This window comes from Paraburkholderia sp. GAS41 (assembly GCF_050436545.1).
GTDB lineage: Bacteria > Pseudomonadota > Gammaproteobacteria > Burkholderiales > Burkholderiaceae > Paraburkholderia.
On sequence record NZ_JBNDMK010000013.1, the window covers coordinates 170,224 to 193,444 of the forward strand.

A 23,221-nucleotide genomic window follows, 5' to 3' on the forward strand; every position below is an offset into this window, starting at 1 on the left:
CGCGCTCGCTTTAGTTCGCGTATGACGTTTTGTTAAACTACAGATCAAACCCTAGTTGCGCCTTGCCCAGCGGTGTCAGATCGTCAGTCGTGGCGCGGCCTTTGAAATCGACTTCAAAATGGTCTGTGGGGAAATCGGGCGGGCTTTCGCCCTTCAGGAAGCTTGGCAACTGGCGCTTCAGATAAGCATCGTTTTTAGCGCATGCAGGTGCGGACGCGATGTACATCACATTGCTGTAGCCCGCGCCTTTGTGCTCGTCTTCAACCGCATGAATGACATCGCTATGCCAGAACACCGTGTCGCCCGCTTCCATCTTTGGAATCGACGACAGCGCCTCGAACAAGGGCGCGTGAAATTCCCGCTTGATCGATAATGCCCGCCCTGGCATCGCGCCACACAGGTCATCTTCGGCGACATCGTCCTGAAGCGCACGCAGCAGGATGTACACCATCGAATTGGCGATGGGCACAAGCTGCAGCGTGCCGTCGCCTGGGCCTTGCGGCGTCAATGCCGTCCAGCCCTGAAACGTGCGGAACATCGAACACACGGCGGGCGATGCGATTTCCTCTACATCGGTTCGGAATGCCGCGTCGAATGGGTCGTAATCACGCCAGTTCCCTGCGAACACGTGGCGATATACCTTGCGGAAATTGGTTTCGATCCAGCGCTCGACCGAACCGCCGTCGCAATGCGCCGACAAGCCGAGCGACGCAGAGCCTGGCGGCCTGCGACGCAGACGATCGGCGTACGCAGGCACGTGTGCCGGATCGAAGTGCACGCGCCCTTCGCTCTCGTTGCGCCACAGCCGGTTCAGGAACACCCGCGCCGCGCTCAACGATTCCGACTGGCGGGCCAGCACTTGTGGCTTTGACCAGTACACACCATAAATCTGCGGTTTGCTTGAGGCCAACTGGCCGAAGTATTTGTCTTCGGCGCGGTTTTCGAGGCGCTTGTCGAGGTTATTGAGTTCGACGTAGCGGGCAATATCCTCATCCCAGCTTTGCACCAGATCACGGGGAAATACCTTGCGGATCACGCATGCGCCGCGTTCCTTGACGAGTGAGATCTGGTCCGGCGTAACGCGTTGTCCGACGATGTCGGCAAACTGAAGTTCGGGGATGACGTCTTCGCCACGATCGCGCTGCCCGGCGATTCGCCTCGCCTCGGCAGTGATCGCTTCTTCGACTTCGGCGAACACCTCCCGGTAGTTCGGTAACGCCGCGCGCAGCGATTTTTTCGCCTGCCGAATTGCGCTGGGCAGATCCTCGATGATTAACGCCATGGTTGTCTCCGTTGGTGTTCGATATGGCTGAGGATATGACGTGTACGCGCCTCTGAGTGATACTATTCAGGCGATTTTTTTGCGCATTCAGCCATCAAATGGCCAGGGGGCATGGCGTGTCTGGCGAGAACTGTTCGTTGCGGGATTACCAGCGGCGGCTTTCGCGCTTCCCATGCCTGACGGCACAAGATTAGTTCGTTTAATTAAACATTTTTGTCGGACTCATGGCCCATCTATCGGCCGATCCCCTCCCCCAGGGCAAGGTCGTGACGACGTCCCAGCCCCCCCGGCATCGCACGGTCGTACGAATTGCGAGTCATGCATCGCGATCGCCTGCCGCCATCAAACTTTCACCCGGTGTTGTGCGCCTTCAGTGGCACGCTGCCCCGGTCAGCTCCGCCAGACGGCCGTGCCAAGATTAGACGAGAAACCGAAACAGTGATGTCGGCCCAACCCGGCTGATCTTCTCGAAGCCGATGTATAGAGTAGCTACATCGACGTAGCAGACACACCACCTCCCAGCTGTCGCGACGTCATCCTGAACCGAAGTCGATACCTTTTTGGAGTTCATCATGAAGAGCAAAATCGTTGCCGCCCTGCTGGTTGCTGCTACCGCTACACTCGCCGCCCCGGCTTTTGCCAGCGGCTACGGCCCTGCACCGTTTTATCGTCCGAACGTCGGCGCACCTGCATCCCAACGTGGTGACAGCGCACAAACCGTTGCAGCCGAACGCGCTGCTGCGGATGGCAACACCGCCTACGGCGGCGTGAACGATCAAGCGTCGGAATCCGGCCATCTGCATTTCGCCAAGTTCGCCGCATTGTTCCACCGCAGCAACTAAACTCGTTTAACCGGCTGTACTGGGTTTGCTCAAGTCAACCGGGAAGCAGCAGCGAGGCCGGCCTGATCGTATATCAGGCCGGCCTCGTCATTTCCGGGCGTTAATTCCCGACGTCGCAAATAGAAGCACCCGCCCATCATTGCCACCGGAATCGAAATCGCACCGTTGCGCAGCACGTCCTTAGACACTCGCATTCGTGCGACGAATTGACAGTTGACCGAAAGCACTGCGGACACCGAACGGATTCCGTTCAGCGCGCCGTGGCTTTCGTGGGCGCTGAAACGGGCTCGTCACCGCCATCCGGAAGAATCACGATCAACACCTGAGCGCGCGATCCCTTCGTGCAAGTGACTTTATGTGGAATCCCCGCATTGAAGTGCGCGCTGTCACCTGCCTCCAGAATTTCTTCGCGTCTTGCGAGGCGTAAGGTTATCGAACCGGACAGCACGAATAGCAGTTCCTCTCCCGAATGATGACTCATCGGATGCGCGCCGATGCCTTTCTCGGTTGGATTCAAGACGAACGCCATCATCTGGTGGCCCGCCGCCATCCCCGAGACGACGTGCGGCACCCGGGCATCCACATCGCGCTGATCGCCATCGCGTTTGCGCACGATAGTGACCGGATCGGACACCGGGTCGTCGCCAAACAGGGTTTCGACAGGCACCTTCAAGGCACGCGACAGTTTCAGTGCGCTTGCTATCGACGGCACAGACACACCACGCTCGACCTTCGAGACATAGCTTCGCGTCAGATCGCAGGCCTGCGCCAGTTCTTCTAGCGTCAACCCTGCCTGCAGGCGCAATATTTTTAATCTTGTGGACATCAGGACACTTGTGTCATATAGTTTGTTTGAGTCATATGAGACCCATGTTAACGCTGCCATACCCGCGGCGCAAGTATGCCACGCACGATTTAAGCACCCCGACACACGAGGAGACGTAACGTGACCAACACGTTTGATATGAACAAAGCCCAGTTGATACAACGTTCGAACGAGCAGATGGATGGGCTCCTCGACGATGGCGAATACACGCTCGAGCAAAAGCTTGCGCTGACGTGCCGGATTCTGTTCGACAACGGTCATGATTCGGGCCTCGCGGGTCAGATAACCGCTCGTACGCCGACCCCAAACACCTATTTCACACAGCGTCTTGGGCTCGGCTTCGACGAGGCCCGCGCGGACAACCTGTTGCTGGTCGACGAAAATCTCAACGTATTGCGCGGAACCGGCATGGCGAATCCCGCCAACCGGTTTCATTCGTGGGTATATCGCGCCCGTCCCGACGTGCAATGCATCATCCACACGCACGCGGTTCACACCGCCGCGCTCAGCATGCTCGAAGTGTCGCTGGATGTCTCGCACATGGACAACTGCGTGCTATACGACGACGTGGCGTTCGCACGTAGCTGGCCGGGTGTGCCCGTGGGCAACGAAGAAGGCGAGTTCATTACGCAGGCATTGGGCGACAAGCATGCCCTGCTGCTGCCCCACCACGGCATGTTGATCGCGGCGCGCAGCGTCGAAGAAGCTTGTGTGCTCGCCCTTGCGTTCGAACGCACGGCCAGGATGCAGTTGCTCGCAATGTCAGCAGGCGAAATCCAGCCCATCGACCCCACGCTTGGGCGCGAGGCTCGCGACTGGATCAGGCGTCCCAAACGCAACTCGGCCGCCTTCGCCTATTACGCGCGGCGGACCCTTCGTCAGCATCCCGACTGTCTCTAGGCACGTGGCGCGCTTCACGCGCATCGATTCGAATCCAAAATTTCTGGAGAAGCCATGCTCGATGTGACGGTGGCGGATCAGCACGAGTCCGCCCAGACAATTAGTTCGCATACCAAAGTATTACTCGCGAGCATCGTCGGCTCAGTTGTAGAGTGGTACGACTTTCTGGTCTACGGTACTGCATCCGCGCTGGTGTTCAACAAGATCTTCTTCCCGTCGCTTGCACCCGAAGTCGGTATGCTGGTGGCCTTTGGCGCTTACGCGGTCGGCTTCGTTTCACGCCCGCTTGGAGGGGCGATCTTCGGCCACTTCGGCGATCGCGTGGGCCGCAAGGCAATGCTCAGTCTGACGCTCGTCATCATGGGAATGGGGACGTTCGCGATCGGTTGCCTGCCCACTTACAAGGAAATCGGTCTCCTGTCGCCAATCCTGCTGGTACTCCTGCGTTTCGTTCAGGGAGTCGGCATGGGCGGCGAATGGGGTGGCTCGATCCTGCTAGCGGTCGAACACGCACCCAGGAAGGGACGCGGGCTATTCGGCAGTCTGGTGCAACTAGGCTATCCGATCGGCGTTATCACTTCGGCCGGCTCATTCGCTTTGCTCTCCTTGACAACGACAAGCGAACAGTTCGTCGAGTGGGCGTGGCGGCTTCCGTTCCTCGCCAGCATTCTGCTAGTCGGCGTCGGGCTTTTCATCCGCTTGCGGGTGGCCGAGACGCCGGCCTTCCAGCACCTCAAGGATCGTGCGGACGTCGCCCGGGTACCGCTCCTGGAAGTCCTAACGAAGCATCGCCGTGCGTTTCTCGTCGCGGTGGGTTTGAAGCTTTCGGAGATTGGCTGGGTCACCGCTGTCACCATATTCGGCATCAGCTACGTCACCAGGCATCTGGCGATGCCTAAGTCGGTCGTGCTCAATGGCATCTTGTTGGGCGCGTGCCTGCAACTCGTCTTTGTACCGTTGTTCGGTGCATTGTCCGATCGATTCGGTCGCCGAAAGTTGTTCGTCGCCGGGTGTGCGCTGGTGATCGTCAGCGCGTTTCCGTTGTTTGCATTGCTCGACACGCGTAATCCCACGGTCGTCGTCGCCACCATCGCGTTTGCGATCGGCTTCGTACACGCAATCATGTTCGGCCCCGAGGCCGCGTGGATCGCCGAACTGTTTCCGGCCCGGCTGCGCTATAGCGGCGCATCGCTGGGATTTCAGCTAGGCGGCGCGTTGAGCGGCGGATTCGTGCCGCTCGCCGCCGCTTCGTTGTTGGTCGCAATGGGCGGACGCACCTGGGGCGTGTCCGCGATGTTGATTGCGATCACGATGTGCACGCTCTGGGCCGTATTCGCCGCGCCCGAAACGTCCGGTGAAGAGGTCGATTGAGAGAGTTGCTGGCGCTCAAGGCCGCGGGTGAAGCGTGCAACCACCCATCCTCTACGCATCGTTCGATGAATATGAAAATGCGACGCAACGAAAAAGCACCTTGAGTTAGCTGCCCGCCCGCAGGTTGGCGACGTGCGCCTCGGCATTCATTTTGGTTGCGGCCAACGCCACCTCAACCGGTACCACCGTCTTTCCGATGGGCATCAAGGCCAGCCCGCCAAGCTTGAAATGCTGAATACCGAAAGGAATGCCGATGATCGTGACGCAGCAAAAGGCACCATAAAGAGTATGTGACAGCGCCATAATCCAGCCGCCTGTTACTAGCCACACAATATTCCCGAGCGTGCCAAGCGCCCCCGTTCCAACGTCTTCCTTTTGGTTCAAGTCCTTGCGTGACATGACTGTCTTGCCGAATGGAGCGAGTGAGAGTTTCGCCATCACGAAACACGCGCGGCCCCAAGGTATCCCGATGATCGAAATAAAGGCGATGCAGCCAATGATCACCCATGCGAGGCTTGCAAAAAATCCCCCGGCGATGATCCACAAAAAATTTCCAAGCGTACGCATCTATAGTCCTTCGTTATATGTTTTTTGGCGGCCCAGCGACCCAGTTCGTTTTATCGACATTACTGTGTAAAACTTTAGAGCGGCATGCAGCCAACGCATATCTTTGCCGTTGTAGCCACGATTGTCGACACGGTTTTACTTTCATCCCCTAACGGCAACCGGCGATCGCGTTCACCGGCCGGTCCCTTTCAAGTAGCCCGTATAGCGCGCTGTCCGACACCTCATCGCCAACAATCCAACGCTCACGCAACAGCCCTTCGCGGATAAATCCAAGTCGTTCGAGAAGGCGCGCCGAGGCCACATTGCGAGGGTCGATGTCCGCCTCGATACGGCGAAAATTCAGCGTGCCGAACGCATGTCTGATCAGCGTGGAAGCCGCCTCACTCATATATCCGCGTCCCCAATGTGCGCGCTGCAGGCAAAAACCTATCTCCGCGCGCCGGCATTGCTCGTCCGCATGAAAGAGAGCGCAATCGCCGAGCACTTCGCCGGTCGCGCGCAATTCGATCGCGCAAACGAGATCCTTGCCGTCAGCAGATGTCTTCAATTGACGCGCGACGCGGTCCATTGCCTGATCGAAACGCGTCATCGCCGGGAACGAGAAATAGCGCATTGCGTCAGTGTCTGACCAGATCGCGAACAATGCGTGCGCATCTTCATGACAAAGCGGCCGTAAAACGAGCCGTGGGGTGGTCAGCGTTATGGGCTCAAATAGTGGCATGACAGAAGGTGACATCAAAATTAGGCACGCCAATTAAACCATGCGAACCATTAACCAACAACCGTGGGCATACGATATGTATGACAGAGTTACGTTTGCGCGGCTGCTTTAGCCATTCGCTTCCACCGCTTGCGCGTCAATCCAGAGCAGCGGCCGCCGGCCCAGATCAGATTCTTTGTCACTAAGCGTCAAGCAGTGACAACGTGGACCTGTATCATTTGCCAGCTTAAGACATAGGCCAATATCCATGCAGACAACTAAAGTCATCTTGCTCAACGACGTGGGCAGTTCGGGAAAAACCTCTCTGCCCGAGCGCTGCAGGCAGCATCGAAGGACGTGTTTTTTGCATGTCCAGATGGATTCGTTCCTGGCCATGCTACCGGCTCGTCTGCGGCAAGAGACTGCTATATATTCTCCAGAATATCCGACGATTTTTTTCGATGACGTCGTGATGGTCCAACACTAAACGGAGCCGGATTGATGTCCATAGACATACGTGAAGCCACGATCGAAGATGCTGAAGCGATTGCATCCGTCCATGTGATCTCCTGGCAATCAGCCTACCGCGGAATCATGCCGGAACAGTTCCTGGCCGAGCTTTCCGTCGAGGCGCGCTCCGACAGGTGGCGAAAATCACTTCTCTCGGGAAAGCTCAGGGTGCTGGTGGCATACGTGGACAAAGCCGTTGTAGGCTGGATCGCCTTCGGACCCTGTCGGGATGCCGACAAAGACAGCGCATGGGCCGAGCTGGAGGCGCTATACGTATCGCCTGAATTCTGGAGCCAAGGCATTGGCAAAAGCTTAAGCAACTCCGCACGTCAATTGCTGCGTCTTGCCGGGTACGCGTTTGTCGCACTTTGGGTGCTGTCGGAGAATCAGCGTGCCAGAGGATTCTATGAGCGAATTGGTTTCGTTCACGACGATTCCAGCAAAGTCATCTCCATTGGCGGTCTTTTGTTGACGGAAATTCGATACCATAGCTCTTTAACGAGCTAGCTGGCAGAGCACTCGAATGAGACCGAGAATGAAAAACAACGATCGCTGGCGACACGTTCTAGTCCCACTTGCACTGTCCTTGTTGGCAGCATGCACGGCTGCCGGCCCTGACGCACGCAGCCAATCCTCGCTACCGTCGTCTGGTGAAGTAGCGAGCCTTTGCCTCGCGCGCGCTGCAGTCAGCAATGAGCCCACACCAGCGGTGGACCATCTAACAGGCTCGCAATGGCGTCGCTACGTGAGTTGCGCGCTGACAAGCAATAAGTTCGTCGACACAAGCAGTGTTCTCGACAATCCGGAAGCGATCGTCTCGCTCCGGCTCAACCCTGACGGTTCAGTCAACTCAGCCACGCTGCTGCGCACAAGCGGCAATGCGGCGTGGGACGCTGCTGTTCAACGCGCGATCACAGCGGCTTCTCCCTGACCTCCCGCACCGCCCAACCAGGACGTTGCAAGGCTCGATCTACATTTCCGGCCGCGACATCGTCCGCTCGGAATTGGAGGTAGCACGGGAATCTCGGGCGAGAGCCATTGGTCGGTCAAGCATTGTACGACGGTGGGGAGTGCCACCACGTGTGAATAGCGCTTCTGTGCGTCACCCGATTACGGAGATCAAGCATGCGCCCAGACGAACCGCAGCAGTGCTTGATGACCACATCAGTTTTAGAAAGGTCAAGATGGACCAGTGCGTAATGTACAGAGCGAAGCTGGCTTCACCCAGTACAACTAACGGCGGTCTCTCCAGTAGATAGGTAAATACTGTTCTTCCCTTAGCGAAGGCAACGCCCAACAATCGTTGCGATCAGCGCATTGATCACTGCGCGCGGGCTCCTGAGATATCTGACGATCGCGCGCACCGCAAAGGGAAACGTCGCGTAGAAGAAGAATTTAGCGGATAGACTCCACGAAGGCGTGTTGAACATCATGGCGTAAGGTGTTGCGGGCACCCACGCTTGCAGCCCGCACAGGTTCAATAACCATGAGGCCCAGAACTCAGGGCCGGAGTTTGCCAGCTCGCCAACTCTCGCACGTTCAATCAGGTGCCACGGTGCGTCGAGCAGCATCCCCACGACATACATGGGGTCATTTCTTGCGAGACACAATCTAAAGAAGCTCCAGACGCGCGTTTCATCGACTGAGTTGCGAAACCAGTGGAGATAGTTGTACGTAAGGATGAAGCCACTCAGAACGAAGAAAAACGTGACGCCGTATTCGCCGGAGATCAACGCACGTGACAACCACTCCGGAAGCAGCCCGAACATGTCCCGATAGTGAAGGGCGAGAATCCCAAACGCAGCGAAGAATCGCAGACTCGTCAACGAATCTATCTTGGGCTTGAGTGAATGACTCTCGGTAATGGTGTCCGGCGCCCAGGTTAGAAGGAATCACATCTACGCAATTTGACTTTGGAGCGCCCCTTCAAGCAGGTTTGGTGCCATGTGATAACAAGCCGAATGCGCACCCGACGCGCTCAATATCTGGGCACATGTCAACGCGACCCCGATCACGTTACGCCGCTCGAGGTCGTAACGGTACGCCACACCTAGAGCGTGCGGGCGACGCGCATTTTTGCTCGACAACCCCATAAGCCACTTGCCTCGTTGAGTGCCACTCAAATCTCTCTTGCAATAGATTACTCTGTCGTATAGAGTTATCTACACAAACACAGCAAGGAGGCCAAGTCATGTCAATTTCATCGGAACAGGCAGCACAGGCATTGCGTGAGGTAGAACAGATCCGTGCGCTGAGCAGCACACTCTATGGGTATCAAAAGGCCTCGCCCCATTGTTTCCTGTGGGGTTGTATCTGGCTGGTGGGTTTCAGCCTGAATGATTTCTTCCCTAACCATATCAATCTGGTTTGGATTCCGTTGGATATCCTCGGGATCGCATGCGCCACGTATCTCGTCACCAGAGGCCCTCAAACGCGAGACGAGCGAAGCGCCAGCAAGTTGAACCAGACCTGGCGCTGGCTGGGCTCGATCTTCACCATCATGGCCTTCTTCATCGCCGTCCAACTGGTCATGCAGCCCACGGCCGAGCGCCAGGTCGTGTCGCTGATCATGTTGATCGTCTCGATGTTTTACGTACTGCGCGGTGTATGGGGCAGCCCGCGAATGGGGTGGACCGGCATAGCGTTGGCAGCGCTGACTGCATTTGGCTTTTATGAGGTGCATGTGCATTACGATTTGTGGATGGCAGTGGTGGGCGGCGGATCGCTGATCCTCACCGGCTTCTGGCTGAGGAGAACCTGAATGACCCAAATGGACGAGACCATTCACCAGCCGGTCCGGCTGAAGATCATGGCGGCCTTGAAAGCATTGCCCAAAAACGAGCACATTGAATTCGTCCGCCTGCGGGAAATTGTCGGTGCGACGGAAGGCAATCTCGGCGCGCACATCGCCACACTGGAGAAAAGCGGTTATATCGAGGTGCTAAAGGATTTCAACGGCAAGAAGCCACGCACCCGCGTTGCGATGACCACGGCCGGGCGGCGGGCCTTCCAGCAATATGTCGATCACTTGCGAAGCATCCTCGACGGCGACGCCTAGAGGATCTTGCCGGGCTACATCTCACCAACCCAAAAAACACATGACAGCACCTGCTATCGACATATCAAACCTCGTCCTTGAATTCTGGACACTCATGCGCTCAAACGATTTCGCGTCAGTACAGTCCGTACCAAGCGAGCAAATCATCCTTGAATGGCCTCAGTCGAACGAGCGCATCTTGTCGAGCCCATCAACCCGGAGACTTCAAACGCGGCCTAACCCCAGTGATCATGGATACAAGAGATAACGCCACCCAACCCACCTGGATGTCCTTAGCGATTGCCGAAAGCGGCGTCCGACGTTTTCCTGTTGGCGAGGTGAATCCAAGGATAGTTGAATATAACAACCAGACCAGCCTCGCCGGCTATGACGACAAAATCTCCTGGTGTTCGTCATTCGTCAACTGGTGCTTCGCGGGCGCCGGGGTTCGCGGCACCGGGTCAGCCTTGGCCCGTTCCTGGCTTGAATGGGGCATGCCCCTTGATAGCCCGCAATACGGCTGCGTTGCCGTCCTCACGCGCGACGACCCAACCGGCTGGAAAGGCCATGTTGGCTTCTATGTCCGGCACGACGCTGAATTCGTCTACCTCTTCGGTGGTAACCAGCTGGATGAGGTTCGGGAATTAGCGTATCCGGTTGCCTGCGTGCTCAGTTATCGGTGGCCGAGTCGTTCTAACTCTCTCCAGGAACAATCAGGAGCTAAAGCGCTGAAGGTGTAGGGTTAGACTTTTAGCGTGAATATCCATCACTTCGACATGAACAGCCTACTGATTCGCAACGTGCGCACGGCCGCGGGCGGCCCGCATGATGTCCTCGTGGAGGACGGCCGTATCGCCCGTATCGGCCCGGCTCTCGATGCAAAAGACGTTGGCCTCATCGAAGACGGTGCAGGCATGCTCCTGTTACCCGGCCTGGTGGAGGGGCATACGCACCTGGACAAGACCCACTGGGGCATGCCTTGGTATCACAACACCGTCGCACCGCGCCTGATCGACCGCATTGAAAACGAGCGTCGTTGGCGCGCGACGACGGGTCACGATGCCGGAGCCCAATCGCTCGCGTTAGCGCGGGCGTTCCTCGCCGCGGGCACGACGCGCCTGCGCACACATGTGGATATCGACACCGACGCCGCCCTGCGCCACCTGCACGGCGTCCTCGCAACCCGCGAGACGTTGCGCGCGCAGATGGAGATTCAGATCGTCGCGTTTCCGCAATCGGGCGTACTGAAGCGGCCCGGCACCGCCGCATTGCTGGCGGATGCGCTGCGTGCAGGCGCCGATGTCCTGGGCGGACTGGACCCGTGCGCAATCGAAGGCGATGCGGTCGCGGCGCTCGATCTGCTTTTCGAGCTCGCTGACCGGCATGGCTGCGGTCTCGACATTCACCTGCACGAGCGCTCGACGATGGGCGCGTACTCGCTCGACCTGATTCTCCAACGCACCGCCGCACTGGGCATGCAGGGGAAAGTCGCGATCAGCCACGGGTTCTGTCTCGGCGATCTCGGGGACCGTGAACGTGATGCGCTGCTCGCGCGCATGGCCGCGCTCGACGTCGCGCTGGTGACCACCGCGCCCGCGTCGGTCGCGGTGCCGTCCGTTTCAGCCTGCCGCGCGGCGGGCGTCACCGTTGTAGGGGGCAATGACGGGATTCGCGATACGTGGACACCTTATGGCACGCCCGATATGCTCGAGCGCGCGATGTTGATCGGCTTGCGCAACGATTTCCGCCGCGACGACGAGCTCGAAATCGCCCTCGATTGCGTGACGCACAGCGCGGCGCGCGGTTGCGGCTTCGCGGATTACGGGCTGCTTGCCGGCCATCGAGCGGATCTCGTGCTCGTTGATGCGCAAACGCTCGCCGAGGCCGTGGTCGCGCGGCCGATGCGCAAGCTCGTCGTCGCGGCCGGAAACATCGTCGCGCGAGATGGAATGTTGGTCTGAACGAAGTCCGCTGCAGCCCATTGCATAGGACACCCCATAAAAACAAAAGCGGCAACCTCCGCTCGTTATTGATCACACTGACATGCACGATTTTCCCGAGAATCTGGGTCTCGCAACCGATTTATTTCTCCACAGAGAGACCGGTATGGTCGAGTCGCGGGATGGCTATCTCGTCGTCCGCACACCCGACGCGCCAGAATACTTTTTTGGCAACCTGCTTGTTCTTGAGCGGCGACCTTCGGCAAGTGACCTGAAGCCACTGGAGCAGGCGTTTGCGCAACTCATCGGAACACCGCCGCTGATCGCACACCGCACCTTTACGTGGCCAGAAAGTGCCAATGCCGACAGCATCGTCACCCTCGACGCATTCGTGGAACGCGGCTATGACGCGACCGTCTACCGTGTGTTGGTAGCGACTCCTGATGACATTCGACCGGTTGCGACAAACGCCCTGATCGAGGTGCGTCCGTTTGACATGCAGCGGGATTGGGACGATTGGTCCCGAATGCAGCTTGCCGACATGGCCGACCCGACGGCCATCACCTCGCAGCGGTTCATGGCGCATCAACAGTTGGCTTACAAGCGCCTAATCGAACGCGGTCTGGGAAACTGGTGGGGCGCTTTCATCAATGACGAGCAGGTCGGGAGCCTCGGTCTATTCTTTCTTGATGGGATCGGGCGCTTCCAGTCAGTCATCACCGGGCCAGAACATCGAAACCAGAATGTCTGCAAGACCCTGATGAGCGAGGTGATCAGGCGGACCGCCGGACGTTCTGACCAGCTTGTCATCGTTGCGGACGAGGCGTACCACGCCGGCAATATCTATGAAGCGATCGGTTTCCGGCAGCGCGGACGCCTCGCCAGCTTGTGTCAGGTGCCGCGCAATTTAACCGCGCGCTGAGTCTGGATTGTGTGCAATGCCGTAGTTGTCCAGCCGGGACGCCGCCCGCACAGAATCAACAAACGTGCATGCTGCTTCCAGCATCGAAACGCGCCGCTCGTCGCGGCCCGTTGCATTTACGAATCAGCGCGCCAGGCGGCGCATTTAGGTAACGCCGCCTACTCCCATCCCTGATACCCGGCCGGTTGTGCCGAATTGCCGTAACCGGCAGGGTACGGTCGCCGCAGTTCAGGCGGCGTGTACCTCTGGTCATCTACCGGATAGGCAGGCGGCCGGGCCACGATGACGACCTGCTGCGTCGTAGCCTGAGCAGGCGGTCGAGGCACGTAGCCGGACTGCGCGTAGACCGGCTGGTACTGCGCGGGCGCGTACTGATTGGCCTGAATGGTACGAGGCGGCGGGGGCGGCGGCGTGTATTCCCGCCCGGCGTACCGGTCCGACTCCTGCGACCCTGCAGGCTCCTGGTTATAGGCCCGTGCTGCCGCATATTGCTGAGGTTGCCGATTCGGATTTTCCCAAGGTTGCGCGCTCTGCGCTGCTCGAGTGGCTGGAGCCGCCTGAGTACCAGAGTCCGCTGCGTCTTGCTGTTCCTCATCGGCCTGCCGGTACTGCGGCACTGCCCGCTGAGCGCTCCGCGAATCGCGGCTTGGTCTCACCTGCGCGTCGTCGTCATTGTCCGACTTTGCTTCCGGCAACGCCGTCACGGCTTGCGTCGGAATGAGGATGGGCGGTTCGGACTCGGCGGCAAACAGCTTGGGCGGCGGGGTGCGCGTCGAAGCCTGTTTCAGGGGCACCGGTTGCGCCTCAACCCGCTTCGGCGGCGCGATCTGCACCGACGCCTGCTTCAATGGTGCGGCCGGCGCAGCGACCCGCTTCAGCGGTACGGACTCGACTTGTGCATAAACATGCTTCTGCGGCACAGGCGCGACTGGCGCGGCAACATGCCTCGGCGGCACGGGCTCGGCCTGTGCGACGACCTGTCTGGATGGCGCGGCGCGCGCAACAGCAACCCGCTTCGACGATGCGACCGGCGCGGATACCTGCTTCGTCGGCGCGGCCAGCGCAGCGACTTGCCTCGGCGGCGCGGCTTGCGCGACCACCCGCCTGGGCGGCGCAACCCGCTCGACAACCGGCTTGGGCGTGGCGGGCGATGCAGGCGCAGCCGCCGCGGCAAGCGGCTTCTGCGGATGCTTCACCTCGTCACCCAGGGTCGCGTAGGATTTCGAATCTTCCCTGGCGCGCGCGTTGTAGCCGATGAAATACGCATAGCGCAGATCTTTCAGGCGCGCCTGATTATCGGCATCGGCGGAGACGCGTGCTTCGCCGGGATCGAGCGAAGCGTCGACGGTCGAATCCTGGTAGGCCGCCTCTGCGGCGTCAGCGGCATGGGCAGAGTCGGGATGCAGCGCACCCACAGAAGACATCAGCGCGGTGGCCACCGCGACGAGCACTTTTTTTTCCATACTTTCACCTCGGAATTCCGTGCGACAGGCCGCGTGGGATTCTCCAATCTCCGGACCGGACTTTTAGTCGCGCATCCGTGATATCGGCTATTTTTAGCACGTCCTGAACGGCCCAGGATAATGTCTCCGGGTATAACCCAGGCGAAAGACGCTAAACCGAACAACGATAGGCCTCGCGACGGTGTCGGTCCGGAAAATATTGCCTGCTCCAACGGCTATTTCACACGTCCAACGCGTGACGTTCGTCATGCCGTCGTAGTTTTCTCGCGACAGCGTATAGAGGCATAAGACCACGCCGATTACCTGCCCAAATACTTACAGTGGGTTACGATACGCGCTCAGGCCAGAGAGCCACTACCGGGGGGAAAATTGAAAATAAATCGAAGCGTTGTGGTGGGATTGGGTCTCCTGCTACTGGTCGGGGTATTCGTTATTTCGCGCACCGAAGATTTTGGTGACGAGCAGGCAGCAAATGATCGCCAACTCGTGGACTGTCTAACGAATCAATTGACTCACGAGGAAAAGCAGCAAATCGCGCAAGATACAGCCGTGCACGACTCAGAAGCGATCCGGTCAATTTACGTCGGTCTATTGCCCCGTTGTGTCGTGCGTGACGACCAATGGGAGCGCAAGGGAATATTAATCACCACGGCGCGGCAGGCTCTCAAATCCGATCCGGAGTTTCAGCGCATGGTGTCGGCTGCGTCATCGGCAAAATCGGCGAACTGAATTGCTGTAATCGTTCTCACCCGATCGGTCAGTGTTTCCTTCGTGGAGGCGTGCCATGCGTGAAACCCCACTCCAATTCAAACGATGGATCTTCACTTTCGCCTTCATCTTTTGCGCCATGTTTTGCGTGCACCCTCTCATCGTCCACTACTCGTCAATGGGCATAACGGGTTTTTATTAGCGGCCTTTGTGCATATGTCGGCATTGTATTAGCCAAGGTGATTATTCAGGAATGAAAAGGCGGTTCTGCCAATCCGGGCGCTATCAGGCGCCCGTGAGACGACAGCAAACTTGATCCCATCGGGCGCGAAAATCAAAGACTTGCGCTCGCAACCGACAGCATTGGTGAGATCGGAAACGTCGATACTTGAGATTTTGCAGTATTTGCGCAGCAATAAATGAGATTATGAATTATCTTGCGACCCCATTTTATTGATCTTATGCGGTCTGATTTCCACTGTAAGCGGCTGGGGAGCGCGCCTTGACGAGGTACGCTAATCGACGGTCACGGTTGGTTGCCAGCGATGCGGCAGCAATGCAGAGATGTCGCTGGCCTTGTGGGTCGGCAATCGCGTGAGGATGTCCTTCAGGTAGGCGTGCGGGTCGTGGCCGTTAAGCTGTGCCGACCTTATGAGGCTCATGATGGAGGCAGCGCGCTGGCCTGCGCGTAGTGAGCCGGCATAACGTCATTCATGCCGCTAGCGGCATGACACAGGTTGTTGTCTATAGGCACGTGCCCGTCGTCGAGATAACGCGTGAGCGCCTCCCAACGCTTGAGACTGTAATCAAGCGCTTTTGCAATCGCTGAACCTTCCGAAACCAGCTTACGCTGCGCCACCATCCATTCATAAAGTGCGTCACACACCGGTTTGGCCCGGCTCTGCCGAAGTTTGCGCCGCTCTTCGGCATCCAGCACTGCAGTGTCGCGCTCGATATCGTAAAGCGCAGCGAAGAACGGCATGGCCTGTCCAGCGACGTGGCTGCTGTGATTGGCATGCAGGTCGAAGAACTTGCGCCGTGCGTGCGCAGCACATCCGATTTCAGTGATGCCCTGCTGGAATCCGGCCTTGTATCCGCCATAGTCGTCGCACACCAGCTTGCCCTGCCAGTTGGCGAGGAACGTGCGGGCATGCTCGCCTGCGCGGCTGTCTGCGAAGTCGTAGACCACAGCGCGCAGATCACTGAAGTGCGTGGGCGTATACGCCCACAGGTACGCCCGGTGTGTCTTCCCTTTACCTGGACTAAGCATCTGTACCGGTGTCTCATCCGCATGCAGCACACCCTGCTGCAAGAGTTCCTGATGGAGGGCATCGACCAGTGGCTGCAACTGTGCGCCGCACGCGCCGACCCAGGCACCCAGTGTCGAGCGCGGTATCGCCAGACCCGCCCGCGCAAAGATCTGTTCCTGACGATACAGGGGAAGGTGGTCAGCGTACTTGGCAACCAGCACCGAGGCCAGCAGCCCCGTGGTCGGGATGCCCTTGTCGATGACATGTGCGGGCACCGACGCCTGAACCAGCGTTTCGCACTTCTTGCAGACCCACTTGCCACGGATATGCCGCTCTACCGTGAACACGCCCGGCGTGTAGTCCAGCTTCTCGCTGATGTCCTCACCGATGCGCACGCGCTCGCAGCCACACTGACACACGGTGCTGTCCGGCTCGTGGTGGATCTCCGTGCGCGGCAGTTGCGCCGGCAGCGATGCGCGCTTCGGTTGCCGGGGTGACGGGTCGGCTGCTGCTTGTGGCTGAAGCTGCTCGAGCTCCAGTTCGATGGCGGCCAGATCGGCGTCGACGGCTTCGTCCAGCAGGTTCATCTGCTCGCTGCTGAGCTGTTCGCTGCGCCGGCCAAACTGCTGGCGCCTGAGGATGGCGATCTCGTGGCTCAACTGCTCGATACGGGTCTGCCGGTAACGCAGCTCGCGTTCGTTCTCCTTGACCTCCCGCGCCTTCTCTTCGATTTCCCGGTCTCTCTCCTGCACCTGGGCAATCAGCTGCGCGGCGAGCGTGCGCAACTGTTCCGGGCTGAGGGCGTTGAGGTCGGCGGGCAGGTTCATGCAAACCAGTCTGCCAGAACCCCTGGCACCGTGGAAGCGCAACAGTTTACGTCCCTGTTGGCCTTATACGACGCGGATCACACCGTTCGGGCCGATGCGCTGCCACGGCAAACCGATTACCAGACCCGCGAGCTGCTCCTGCGTGAGTGCGTGTTGCTTCGGTTCGCTGCCAGCGTGAGGCCAGACGAACTGTCCCTCGTTCAACCGTCGCGCTGCCAGCCAGATACCGATTCCGTCGTGAACCAGTACCTTCAGGCGGTTGGCTCGCCGGTTGGAGAACAGGTAGGCATGGTAGGGATGCGCAGCGCCGAACACCTTGACCACCCGCGCCAAAGCCGTATCGAAGCCGGCCCGCATATCCAGCGGGTCGACTGCCAGCCACACCTCATCAATGCGGATCACGCAAGCCACTCGCGCAGCCAGGCGGCGCACTGTGCTGCCTCTGATGTCGGCCAGCTAACCGTTATCGACTGACCTCCACGGCGAACCTCAATGCGGATCTCGGACGAGTGCGTATCCGGTGTTCCCAATGGTACTGGCACAAAGGCTGGCAGCGACGGTGGCGTGGCAGGTGGGCGGCCCAACGGCCTCCTGGGAAGTCGACCTTCTGCCTGATCGATCCAGCGCCGAAGCAGATTCGCATTGAGCCTGTGTTCCAGTGCAACTGCCGCAACCGATACGCCGATTCCCTGGCAGGCCGCTACCACCTGGGCCTTGAACTCCTCGCTATAGCGTTGCCGCCGACGACGCTCTGGGAGTGATTCCGATTCTATAGTGTTCACGTGTCCGCTTATTCGTGTAGTGGACACGATACTCCCAAGCGCCGCAGCCAGATTCAAGATGGGTTTGCTGGCCGCTTACTTTCCACTGATGCGGGGTAGCGGAAATTCGACCGGCGAGGAAGCTTCGGGTATCGCGTTTTGAGTAAATCTGTGACTTGTGCCGTCGCAGACCTACGATCGTACCCAGAGGTTTCCAGACATTCGCTTGACAGGGGCGCGAGAGAACCCGAAGACCAAGTCAAAATGTGCATGAACTCCCGCTCGTGCCAATGTTTCCAAAATGTGTTGGCCGAGCGTATGCAATGAAGCAGAATCGTTCGGGGACACCTCCACGCCGGAGCGATGTTTTCGGCTATGCAGATCCGAAAGGGTCCACAGAAACGCATTGAGGCTGGCACGCGTAAATGTATGGCGATTCTTCTCGCTTGAATGGCGGATAAGACAGCACCTCCAAATCGCATTAAGTTGGCTATCACATGGAAGACCCAAGACCGCCTTTGTCATATGCCACGAGACTACGCCGCTCGGGGAATCGAAGACCGTGGGCGGACCTGTGCTCAGTCCTGTCAGCTGCGCAAGCGCTTGCAGCGCACGCTGACGTACGTGATCCGTACGCACGAGGAATCCGCCTAGCGTCAGGCGAGGATGCTCGCGCTGCGAACTACGGCGAACTAGCTCCACCAGCATTTTCACGCTACGCGCCTCATCGCGGTGTAACGCGACCGCAGCATCGCACCAATGAATATCTTGAGCATTTCGAGTAATGTCCGCTTCCTCTAGCAGCAAAAATAGCTCTCCGATGGCCTTGATCTTCTGGTGATAGCCGCGTCGGAGCGCCTCGTGCATATATAAACAACCATCAGCCGCTGGCGTAGACTCAACGGAACGCAAATCACGACCGCATGCACACAAACACGGCCCAGGCCGCTCAGCGTTTAAGAGTGACTGGCAGTCGGGGCAAACAAACACCAACGAGCATTTGTGGACACCGCAACAGCAGATTAACCGCAGGCACCACCATTGCCTGATATACCCTCTTTCCTGAAGGCACAGAACGCAAACGGGCACTATGCTAGTTCTGAGCTGACTATTTGGGAGCGATATTCCGCTCCCTAGTCGAAAATTTCCTCGTGCGTCCCCCGGTGAAAAAACAAGTTCTTTTGCAGAGTGAGCAATTCCGAGTAAGTCAAAAATTTTCTGGAGACGGAGAGAGTCTATATGAATTGCGCGATTAGGATCTATCCGATACGCCTTTAGCAGATCTGATGTCGTTGCCCATCCGTTGATATAAGCGGCCCGAAGCAAGACGCCTATCGGGGCTTCGTCGGAATAGGGAATTGGTCGCACTAGCAGATGACGATCGCTCATTTTTTCTTTTTCCTTGCAGGTAGGATTGCTCGTAATACTTCATCGTCGGACATCAAAAACGGATTTTTCTCGATGAGAGATACGGCATCTGTTATGCCCAAATCGAAAGCCAAAGCGAAATCTTTTCGAGCGACCTCCTCACGCTCTGCGTATAAAGCTGAAAATATTGCCTCTTTAAAAAGAATTGAAATGAATGATGGATTTCCTCTAGTCGCCAACTCTACCCGCAGCACATCAATAAAATCGTCGAAGGATAGCAATTCCTTCAGACCCAGTAGCTGCTTGGACCGTGATGACAGTGTACGAAGATAAGCGCAAAGAGGGCCCTCATCATCGCGGGTCCCGGCGTTCAAATTGGACAACTGAAACTTCCGCGCAAACCGTCTCGACAGCTCCTCTTCCCTACTTACTAATCGGAAACAATCCTTTTCGCCGATCAAGCAGACCATGACTTTCGATTTATTAATCAATGTCTTAAGCCACTTGCAAATTTCTTTCTGCGTCTTCTCCTGCCCTAACGTCGAAAGATGGTGAAATTCGTCAAGCAGAATGATCTTCGTCTCACATTCTCCGAGCAGCTTGACCAGTCTTTCCGTTGCCGCATACGCTGATCCGCGTTCCGGGAAAGGATCCCCGAGTCCCTTGAGAAGATCCGTTATCGTAGATCTGAGAGTCGTTGGCGACGGTATTGAAGCACCGTAAGCCGGAACAATTCGAACGCTTTTGTCGGACTTAGCCACTTCATAAGATCTGTATATGCGAAGGATAGTGTCACGAACAGTTGTTTTCCCGACGCCACCGTGTCCTGTAAGAATTGCGCTGGCGGGCTCCTTCGCGGTTTCCGACCATGCGATGCATCGCTTGATACCTTGAATGCTTAATTGAAGAGCATCATGAGCTATCACTATAGAATCGATTCTGTTGATACGCTCAGAAACCGTGCTCTCCAATACATCGTCATCGAAAAAAGAAGGCATGGTTATCCTCACATTTCATAAGAATCAAATGTGGACCGTCTTTCAGTCACACTTTGAATTTTTTCTCCGCTTGGTGGCAAGCTAGCTTCCGAACCGGCTTTATCTTCTGATTGCACAGTGGGAGCCTGATCATTTAAGCTAATGGATCCGTTATCGTCACGGCCACTTGAACAGACACTTCGTTTCAATGCTTTAACTCGCCGAATGGCCGCTTTGGCGGCGGCTCCATGCGTTTCCTGATAGAGTTGCCATCGCGAAAGTTCCCACTGGTACTCGCCAATCTCGCGGAGATCTTTTTTTTCCTGTTCCTGAAGTGACTTCTTTACTTTTTCGTGCTCGTACGCGGTGAGGCCAACCATGTAGTCCGGCCACACTGGGTCCGCGAGCACCAATTTCTCAGGCTTACCCATGGGATGCACATAAGCATGCGCCAGTGCGAGCTCATCAACGAGCACCATCACATCCCGGATTCCGGACTGCTCCAGCGCAGCCAGGGCGGCCGATTTCCAATGCAAATAGTCGACAGTTACCCGACCTTTTGAAATCGTCCGTCGATGACCGACCCGTGCGATCGCGTCAATATCGCTTACAGAATAATGAGGTATGGGGAACGCAGACGCCCGGTCGCGCCAATCCAGGATCGGTGCGCGATGAGTCTCGCCATGAATTCCTTTGTGATATATCGTGTCGACCCATTGTCTGAATTTCTCGCGTACAAATTCAATTGTGTATCTCGCGTTATCTTTGGAAGCGTAATCGCCCCTCGCGGTGGGCGACGAAAACGTAGTTCCATGCAACATATGCGAAAACTGAGTGTTGACCGTGGAATAAAACCGCTCAAGGATGGCTTTTCCATTCGGGTCCATCACCTCAGTTGGTTCGAAATGAATGTGAACCTTCGCGAGAAGATTGGTGATCGCGGCAGAAACAAGATCGCGTCCATTGTCGGGCGTAATCTTTTCGGCTCTACCACCGGGTTCCCGCGTGGGATCCCGGGTAAGCATGTCTTTGATTGCTGCAAGGGCCGTCGTCGAACAGAATGGTAACAAGCTAATGAAATAGCCGGCCAGTGTGCGCGTGCAGACATCCAGCAACGTGACCAGATAGGGACGTCCGAGGGACTCTCCGGTGTCGCCATCAATGACCTCCACATCCATTCGTTGTCCGTCCAACAACACCCACTCCATGGGCCTGCTGGCAGTGAGTCGCGTGCCAGCAGGCCTGGCAAGCCTTTCGGCACGCCGGCGACCATGGCGCTTTAGCGTACTCAGATACGGGTCGATTTCGGCGACACGTCGCTGAATGGTGCGCTCACTTGGAATTTCGTCGCCGCCCTCGGGAGAGAACGTTGGATCTGACACAATAGACCCTGCGATATTGCAATAGAGCTGAACCGCGGATATCGGTGGACTGGCCAGATAATCTTCGTGAATTCGCTTTGCAATTAGTGCCTCCGTTTCTATCGGAAATCGTTTTTTTTTAGGACCGCGCCGGTGCGTCTGAGATGCAAGGGCAGTCAGACTGCCGCAGGATTCGATATAACGCTTGGTCCACCGGGCAACCGTTGACATGGACGGCTTGCATGGCCTAGGTGTGTCCCGTTTCTGTTCTCTCCACGCCGCTTCCTCGATCATGTAGGCCTCGTCAATTGCGGCCTTGAGGTTCGGTCCCGCGAACGGATGTGGTCCGGACTTCACGACTGCATGCACATATTGGTATCTGCGATGCACCTCGTTCCGTCTGCGCTCGCTGAGCGTTGCGAACGCCACGTCCTCCTGCGCAGGTGTCGCCCCGTCTTGAGAAAGAAGATGGATTACGTTCTCGTCGACCATTTGCCAGAATGTCGCAAGTGGTAGCATTCGTGGCCGGCCGCCGTCGCATGCGGCAAACCGGACTCTATGCACGTCGACAAACGCTACCTCGCACTTTGAGCCATTCAGGTAGAACCGAGATCCGACTACTACGCGTTGACGTAAAGGCTCACTCATGATTCGCTCCTACCGGATCAAGGATTGCGCTTACGCCGGTAGTTGCGCCGCTGTAGCAGTCCTTGGTGGTAAGCAGCCGAACGGCATACACATGCTGACGCGGGTCGTCCGACACGACGTACCGAACCGCCAATTTGACGTCAGACTTTGCTTCCGGACCGAGATCAACTTTTTTTGCGATCGGGCTGCGGTTGGTGTGGTAATGGCTAGTCCGCACGGATCATCTCCACGAGGGCGTCGGGAACGATGGGCCCGTTGTCCTTAATGCGAAGGCGACCGTGGAAGAGCGCAGCCTCGAGTGAACCGCAAGGAAGGTTATCGCGGTAAAGATAAGACTGAACTGTGCTCACGGTACGTTCCTCCGCAGGGATACGTTCGAGCATATCGAGCGCAAAACTCAGCGTGACCTCCCGTGTAAACGTGCTCCCGCCACGGTTGTATGCCTGTTTGAGCCAGTCTGTCGCTGAACGAGGCCCCAGTTCTTTTTCCGTCACCAGTTCAAAGCCGACGTTGGCTGCAGACAATGCGCGGGCCATCCGGGCGTGATTGCTGAGCGTACAGGGACTAGCAGCGCGCGTCGAATGGATGACGCAGCGCACGAAAGGTTGACCAGCCGCATCCCACACCAGGAAATCCGGAAATAACTTTCTGGCACCCAGGTCGATCTCAATCGCGGCAGTTCGGTACGCCGAGACATTCGGATCTGCCTCCAAGAAGAAGCAGTATGTAAACTGCAGTCGTGTCCGTACCGGAATAAAAGCACCATTCTTAGTGCTGTAGAAAAGCGCCGAACGACCTGCCGGACTGCCGAATTTAATTTTCCGGCGTCCATGCAGTACGCCGTCGCTGGACACAACAGAGTGCCGCGCCAGATTTATTTGTTCGCGAATGTTCATCAGTTCCCCTTGACCGCCCCGCGCTCAACACCGGGGCGTATAGAATGGCGAGCGCAGTCAGCGGG

Annotated in this window: 24 protein-coding genes and 1 pseudogene; 12 read left to right on the forward strand and 13 right to left on the reverse strand. The window is 57.5% G+C overall.

Annotation, left to right across the window (positions count from 1 at the left end):
* Window positions 1–37 precede the first annotated feature (37 nt).
* The gene (locus P3T43_RS19340; protein WP_429282637.1) at window positions 38–1,282 is read right to left on the reverse strand and encodes a DUF1479 domain-containing protein; all 1,245 of its coding nucleotides are present in this window, start codon (window positions 1,280–1,282) and stop codon (window positions 38–40) included.
* 572 nt (window positions 1,283–1,854) lie between these two features.
* Here P3T43_RS19340 and P3T43_RS19345 point away from each other — a divergent pair.
* A complete protein-coding gene (locus tag P3T43_RS19345; protein ID WP_429282677.1) occupies window positions 1,855–2,124 on the forward strand; it encodes a hypothetical protein in 270 nt (89 codons plus the stop codon).
* A gap of 250 nt (window positions 2,125–2,374) precedes the next feature.
* Here the strand turns inward: P3T43_RS19345 and P3T43_RS19350 are convergent, their stop codons facing one another.
* A complete protein-coding gene (locus P3T43_RS19350) occupies window positions 2,375–2,950 on the reverse strand; it encodes a helix-turn-helix domain-containing protein (protein WP_429282638.1) in 576 nt (191 codons plus the stop codon).
* Window positions 2,951–3,070: 120 nt separating this feature from the next.
* On the opposite strand from P3T43_RS19350, the gene P3T43_RS19355 reads away from it, so the two are divergent.
* Entirely contained in the window at window positions 3,071–3,850 is a 780-nt protein-coding gene (locus P3T43_RS19355; RefSeq protein WP_429282639.1) for an aldolase, read from the forward strand.
* A gap of 54 nt (window positions 3,851–3,904) precedes the next feature.
* Window positions 3,905–5,221, forward strand: coding sequence for an MFS transporter (locus P3T43_RS19360; RefSeq protein ID WP_429282640.1), 1,317 nt, complete (start codon window positions 3,905–3,907; stop codon window positions 5,219–5,221).
* A 105-nt stretch (window positions 5,222–5,326) separates the two neighbouring features.
* Here P3T43_RS19360 and P3T43_RS19365 read toward each other — a convergent pair whose 3' ends face one another.
* Both P3T43_RS19365 and P3T43_RS19370 read right to left on the reverse strand, forming a co-directional pair.
* On the reverse strand, window positions 5,327–5,788 hold the full coding sequence (locus tag P3T43_RS19365) for a YccF domain-containing protein (RefSeq protein WP_429282641.1): 462 nt from the start codon (window positions 5,786–5,788) through the stop codon (window positions 5,327–5,329).
* A 148-nt stretch (window positions 5,789–5,936) separates the two neighbouring features.
* Window positions 5,937–6,509, reverse strand: a complete 573-nt coding sequence (locus tag P3T43_RS19370) for a GNAT family N-acetyltransferase (RefSeq protein ID WP_429282642.1) — start codon at window positions 6,507–6,509, stop codon at window positions 5,937–5,939.
* A gap of 247 nt (window positions 6,510–6,756) precedes the next feature.
* On the opposite strand from P3T43_RS19370, the gene P3T43_RS19375 reads away from it, so the two are divergent.
* The 3 genes from P3T43_RS19375 to P3T43_RS19385 are packed head-to-tail and all read left to right on the forward strand — an operon-like array spanning window position 6,757 to window position 7,929.
* Window positions 6,757–6,975 carry a phosphotransferase-like protein gene (locus P3T43_RS19375; protein WP_429282643.1) on the forward strand — a complete coding sequence of 73 codons (219 nt, stop codon included), beginning with the start codon at window positions 6,757–6,759 and terminating at the stop codon, window positions 6,973–6,975.
* A gap of 14 nt (window positions 6,976–6,989) precedes the next feature.
* Complete coding sequence (locus tag P3T43_RS19380) at window positions 6,990–7,505, forward strand: N-acetyltransferase family protein (RefSeq protein WP_429282644.1); 516 nt, start codon at window positions 6,990–6,992, stop codon at window positions 7,503–7,505.
* A 28-nt stretch (window positions 7,506–7,533) separates the two neighbouring features.
* Complete coding sequence (locus P3T43_RS19385; protein ID WP_429282645.1) at window positions 7,534–7,929, forward strand: energy transducer TonB; 396 nt, start codon at window positions 7,534–7,536, stop codon at window positions 7,927–7,929.
* A gap of 346 nt (window positions 7,930–8,275) precedes the next feature.
* Here the strand turns inward: P3T43_RS19385 and P3T43_RS19390 are convergent, their stop codons facing one another.
* A complete protein-coding gene (locus tag P3T43_RS19390; RefSeq protein WP_429282646.1) occupies window positions 8,276–8,824 on the reverse strand; it encodes an acyltransferase family protein in 549 nt (182 codons plus the stop codon).
* Window positions 8,825–9,189: 365 nt separating this feature from the next.
* On the opposite strand from P3T43_RS19390, the gene P3T43_RS19395 reads away from it, so the two are divergent.
* The 5 genes from P3T43_RS19395 to P3T43_RS19415 all read left to right on the forward strand — a co-directional run bounded on the left by P3T43_RS19395 (window position 9,190) and on the right by P3T43_RS19415 (window position 12,897).
* The gene (locus tag P3T43_RS19395; RefSeq protein WP_429282647.1) at window positions 9,190–9,759 is read left to right on the forward strand and encodes a hypothetical protein; all 570 of its coding nucleotides are present in this window, start codon (window positions 9,190–9,192) and stop codon (window positions 9,757–9,759) included.
* Entirely contained in the window at window positions 9,760–10,056 is a 297-nt protein-coding gene (locus P3T43_RS19400; protein WP_429282648.1) for a winged helix-turn-helix domain-containing protein, read from the forward strand.
* A gap of 230 nt (window positions 10,057–10,286) precedes the next feature.
* A complete protein-coding gene (locus tag P3T43_RS19405) occupies window positions 10,287–10,775 on the forward strand; it encodes a TIGR02594 family protein (protein ID WP_429282649.1) in 489 nt (162 codons plus the stop codon).
* A gap of 36 nt (window positions 10,776–10,811) precedes the next feature.
* Window positions 10,812–11,996, forward strand: a complete 1,185-nt coding sequence (locus tag P3T43_RS19410) for an amidohydrolase family protein (RefSeq protein ID WP_429282650.1) — start codon at window positions 10,812–10,814, stop codon at window positions 11,994–11,996.
* Window positions 11,997–12,078: 82 nt separating this feature from the next.
* Window positions 12,079–12,897: a GNAT family N-acetyltransferase gene (locus P3T43_RS19415; protein ID WP_429282651.1), complete on the forward strand. Its 819-nt coding sequence runs from the start codon at window positions 12,079–12,081 to the stop codon at window positions 12,895–12,897.
* Window positions 12,898–13,055: 158 nt separating this feature from the next.
* On the opposite strand, the gene P3T43_RS19420 is transcribed toward P3T43_RS19415, so the two are convergent.
* Complete coding sequence (locus P3T43_RS19420; protein WP_429282652.1) at window positions 13,056–14,360, reverse strand: hypothetical protein; 1,305 nt, start codon at window positions 14,358–14,360, stop codon at window positions 13,056–13,058.
* A gap of 393 nt (window positions 14,361–14,753) precedes the next feature.
* Here P3T43_RS19420 and P3T43_RS19425 point away from each other — a divergent pair, with 393 nt between their 5' ends.
* Window positions 14,754–15,089, forward strand: coding sequence for a hypothetical protein (locus P3T43_RS19425; RefSeq protein ID WP_429282653.1), 336 nt, complete (start codon window positions 14,754–14,756; stop codon window positions 15,087–15,089).
* A 494-nt stretch (window positions 15,090–15,583) separates the two neighbouring features.
* Here the strand turns inward: P3T43_RS19425 and tnpC are convergent.
* The 7 genes and pseudogenes from tnpC to P3T43_RS19460 all read right to left on the reverse strand — a co-directional run bounded on the left by tnpC (window position 15,584) and on the right by P3T43_RS19460 (window position 23,156).
* A pseudogene (gene tnpC / locus P3T43_RS19430) lies at window positions 15,584–17,145 on the reverse strand (IS66 family transposase).
* A 63-nt stretch (window positions 17,146–17,208) separates the two neighbouring features.
* Window positions 17,209–17,547 (reverse strand): IS66 family insertion sequence element accessory protein TnpB, encoded by a 339-nt coding sequence (tnpB, locus tag P3T43_RS19435; RefSeq protein WP_429282654.1) that lies wholly within the window; start codon window positions 17,545–17,547, stop codon window positions 17,209–17,211.
* A complete protein-coding gene (gene tnpA / locus P3T43_RS19440) occupies window positions 17,544–17,954 on the reverse strand; it encodes an IS66-like element accessory protein TnpA (protein WP_429282678.1) in 411 nt (136 codons plus the stop codon). Before tnpA ends, tnpB begins: the two co-directional genes overlap by 4 nt.
* Window positions 17,955–18,098: 144 nt before the next feature.
* A complete protein-coding gene (locus tag P3T43_RS19445; protein WP_429282655.1) occupies window positions 18,099–19,295 on the reverse strand; it encodes a TniQ family protein in 1,197 nt (398 codons plus the stop codon).
* Window positions 19,292–20,272, reverse strand: a complete 981-nt coding sequence (locus P3T43_RS19450) for a TniB family NTP-binding protein (RefSeq protein WP_429282656.1) — start codon at window positions 20,270–20,272, stop codon at window positions 19,292–19,294. The genes P3T43_RS19445 and P3T43_RS19450 overlap by 4 nt, the downstream gene beginning before the upstream one ends.
* Window positions 20,273–20,280: 8 nt before the next feature.
* On the reverse strand, window positions 20,281–22,131 hold the full coding sequence (locus P3T43_RS19455; RefSeq protein ID WP_429282657.1) for an integrase catalytic domain-containing protein: 1,851 nt from the start codon (window positions 22,129–22,131) through the stop codon (window positions 20,281–20,283).
* A 335-nt stretch (window positions 22,132–22,466) separates the two neighbouring features.
* The gene (locus tag P3T43_RS19460; RefSeq protein ID WP_429282658.1) at window positions 22,467–23,156 is read right to left on the reverse strand and encodes a hypothetical protein; all 690 of its coding nucleotides are present in this window, start codon (window positions 23,154–23,156) and stop codon (window positions 22,467–22,469) included.
* Between the last annotated feature and the right edge of the window lie 65 nt (window positions 23,157–23,221).

Coding starts and splice junctions, on each gene's coding strand:
- P3T43_RS19395 (WP_429282647.1), top strand. CDS start 9,190: ATGTCAATTTCATCGGAACAGGCAGCACAGGCATTGCGTGAGGTAGAA.
- P3T43_RS19460 (WP_429282658.1), bottom strand. CDS start 23,156: ATGAACATTCGCGAACAAATAAATCTGGCGCGGCACTCTGTTGTGTCC.
- P3T43_RS19380 (WP_429282644.1), top strand. CDS start 6,990: ATGTCCATAGACATACGTGAAGCCACGATCGAAGATGCTGAAGCGATT.
- P3T43_RS19340 (WP_429282637.1), bottom strand. CDS start 1,282: ATGGCGTTAATCATCGAGGATCTGCCCAGCGCAATTCGGCAGGCGAAA.
- P3T43_RS19445 (WP_429282655.1), bottom strand. CDS start 19,295: ATGAGCGATCGTCATCTGCTAGTGCGACCAATTCCCTATTCCGACGAA.
- P3T43_RS19360 (WP_429282640.1), top strand. CDS start 3,905: ATGCTCGATGTGACGGTGGCGGATCAGCACGAGTCCGCCCAGACAATT.
- P3T43_RS19400 (WP_429282648.1), top strand. CDS start 9,760: ATGACCCAAATGGACGAGACCATTCACCAGCCGGTCCGGCTGAAGATC.
- P3T43_RS19385 (WP_429282645.1), top strand. CDS start 7,534: ATGAAAAACAACGATCGCTGGCGACACGTTCTAGTCCCACTTGCACTG.
- P3T43_RS19415 (WP_429282651.1), top strand. CDS start 12,079: ATGCACGATTTTCCCGAGAATCTGGGTCTCGCAACCGATTTATTTCTC.
- P3T43_RS19405 (WP_429282649.1), top strand. CDS start 10,287: ATGGATACAAGAGATAACGCCACCCAACCCACCTGGATGTCCTTAGCG.
- P3T43_RS19350 (WP_429282638.1), bottom strand. CDS start 2,950: ATGTCCACAAGATTAAAAATATTGCGCCTGCAGGCAGGGTTGACGCTA.
- P3T43_RS19455 (WP_429282657.1), bottom strand. CDS start 22,131: ATGCTACCACTTGCGACATTCTGGCAAATGGTCGACGAGAACGTAATC.
- P3T43_RS19370 (WP_429282642.1), bottom strand. CDS start 6,509: ATGCCACTATTTGAGCCCATAACGCTGACCACCCCACGGCTCGTTTTA.
- P3T43_RS19420 (WP_429282652.1), bottom strand. CDS start 14,360: ATGGAAAAAAAAGTGCTCGTCGCGGTGGCCACCGCGCTGATGTCTTCT.
- P3T43_RS19410 (WP_429282650.1), top strand. CDS start 10,812: ATGAACAGCCTACTGATTCGCAACGTGCGCACGGCCGCGGGCGGCCCG.
- P3T43_RS19450 (WP_429282656.1), bottom strand. CDS start 20,272: ATGCCTTCTTTTTTCGATGACGATGTATTGGAGAGCACGGTTTCTGAG.
- P3T43_RS19365 (WP_429282641.1), bottom strand. CDS start 5,788: ATGCGTACGCTTGGAAATTTTTTGTGGATCATCGCCGGGGGATTTTTT.
- P3T43_RS19345 (WP_429282677.1), top strand. CDS start 1,855: ATGAAGAGCAAAATCGTTGCCGCCCTGCTGGTTGCTGCTACCGCTACA.
- P3T43_RS19375 (WP_429282643.1), top strand. CDS start 6,757: ATGCAGACAACTAAAGTCATCTTGCTCAACGACGTGGGCAGTTCGGGA.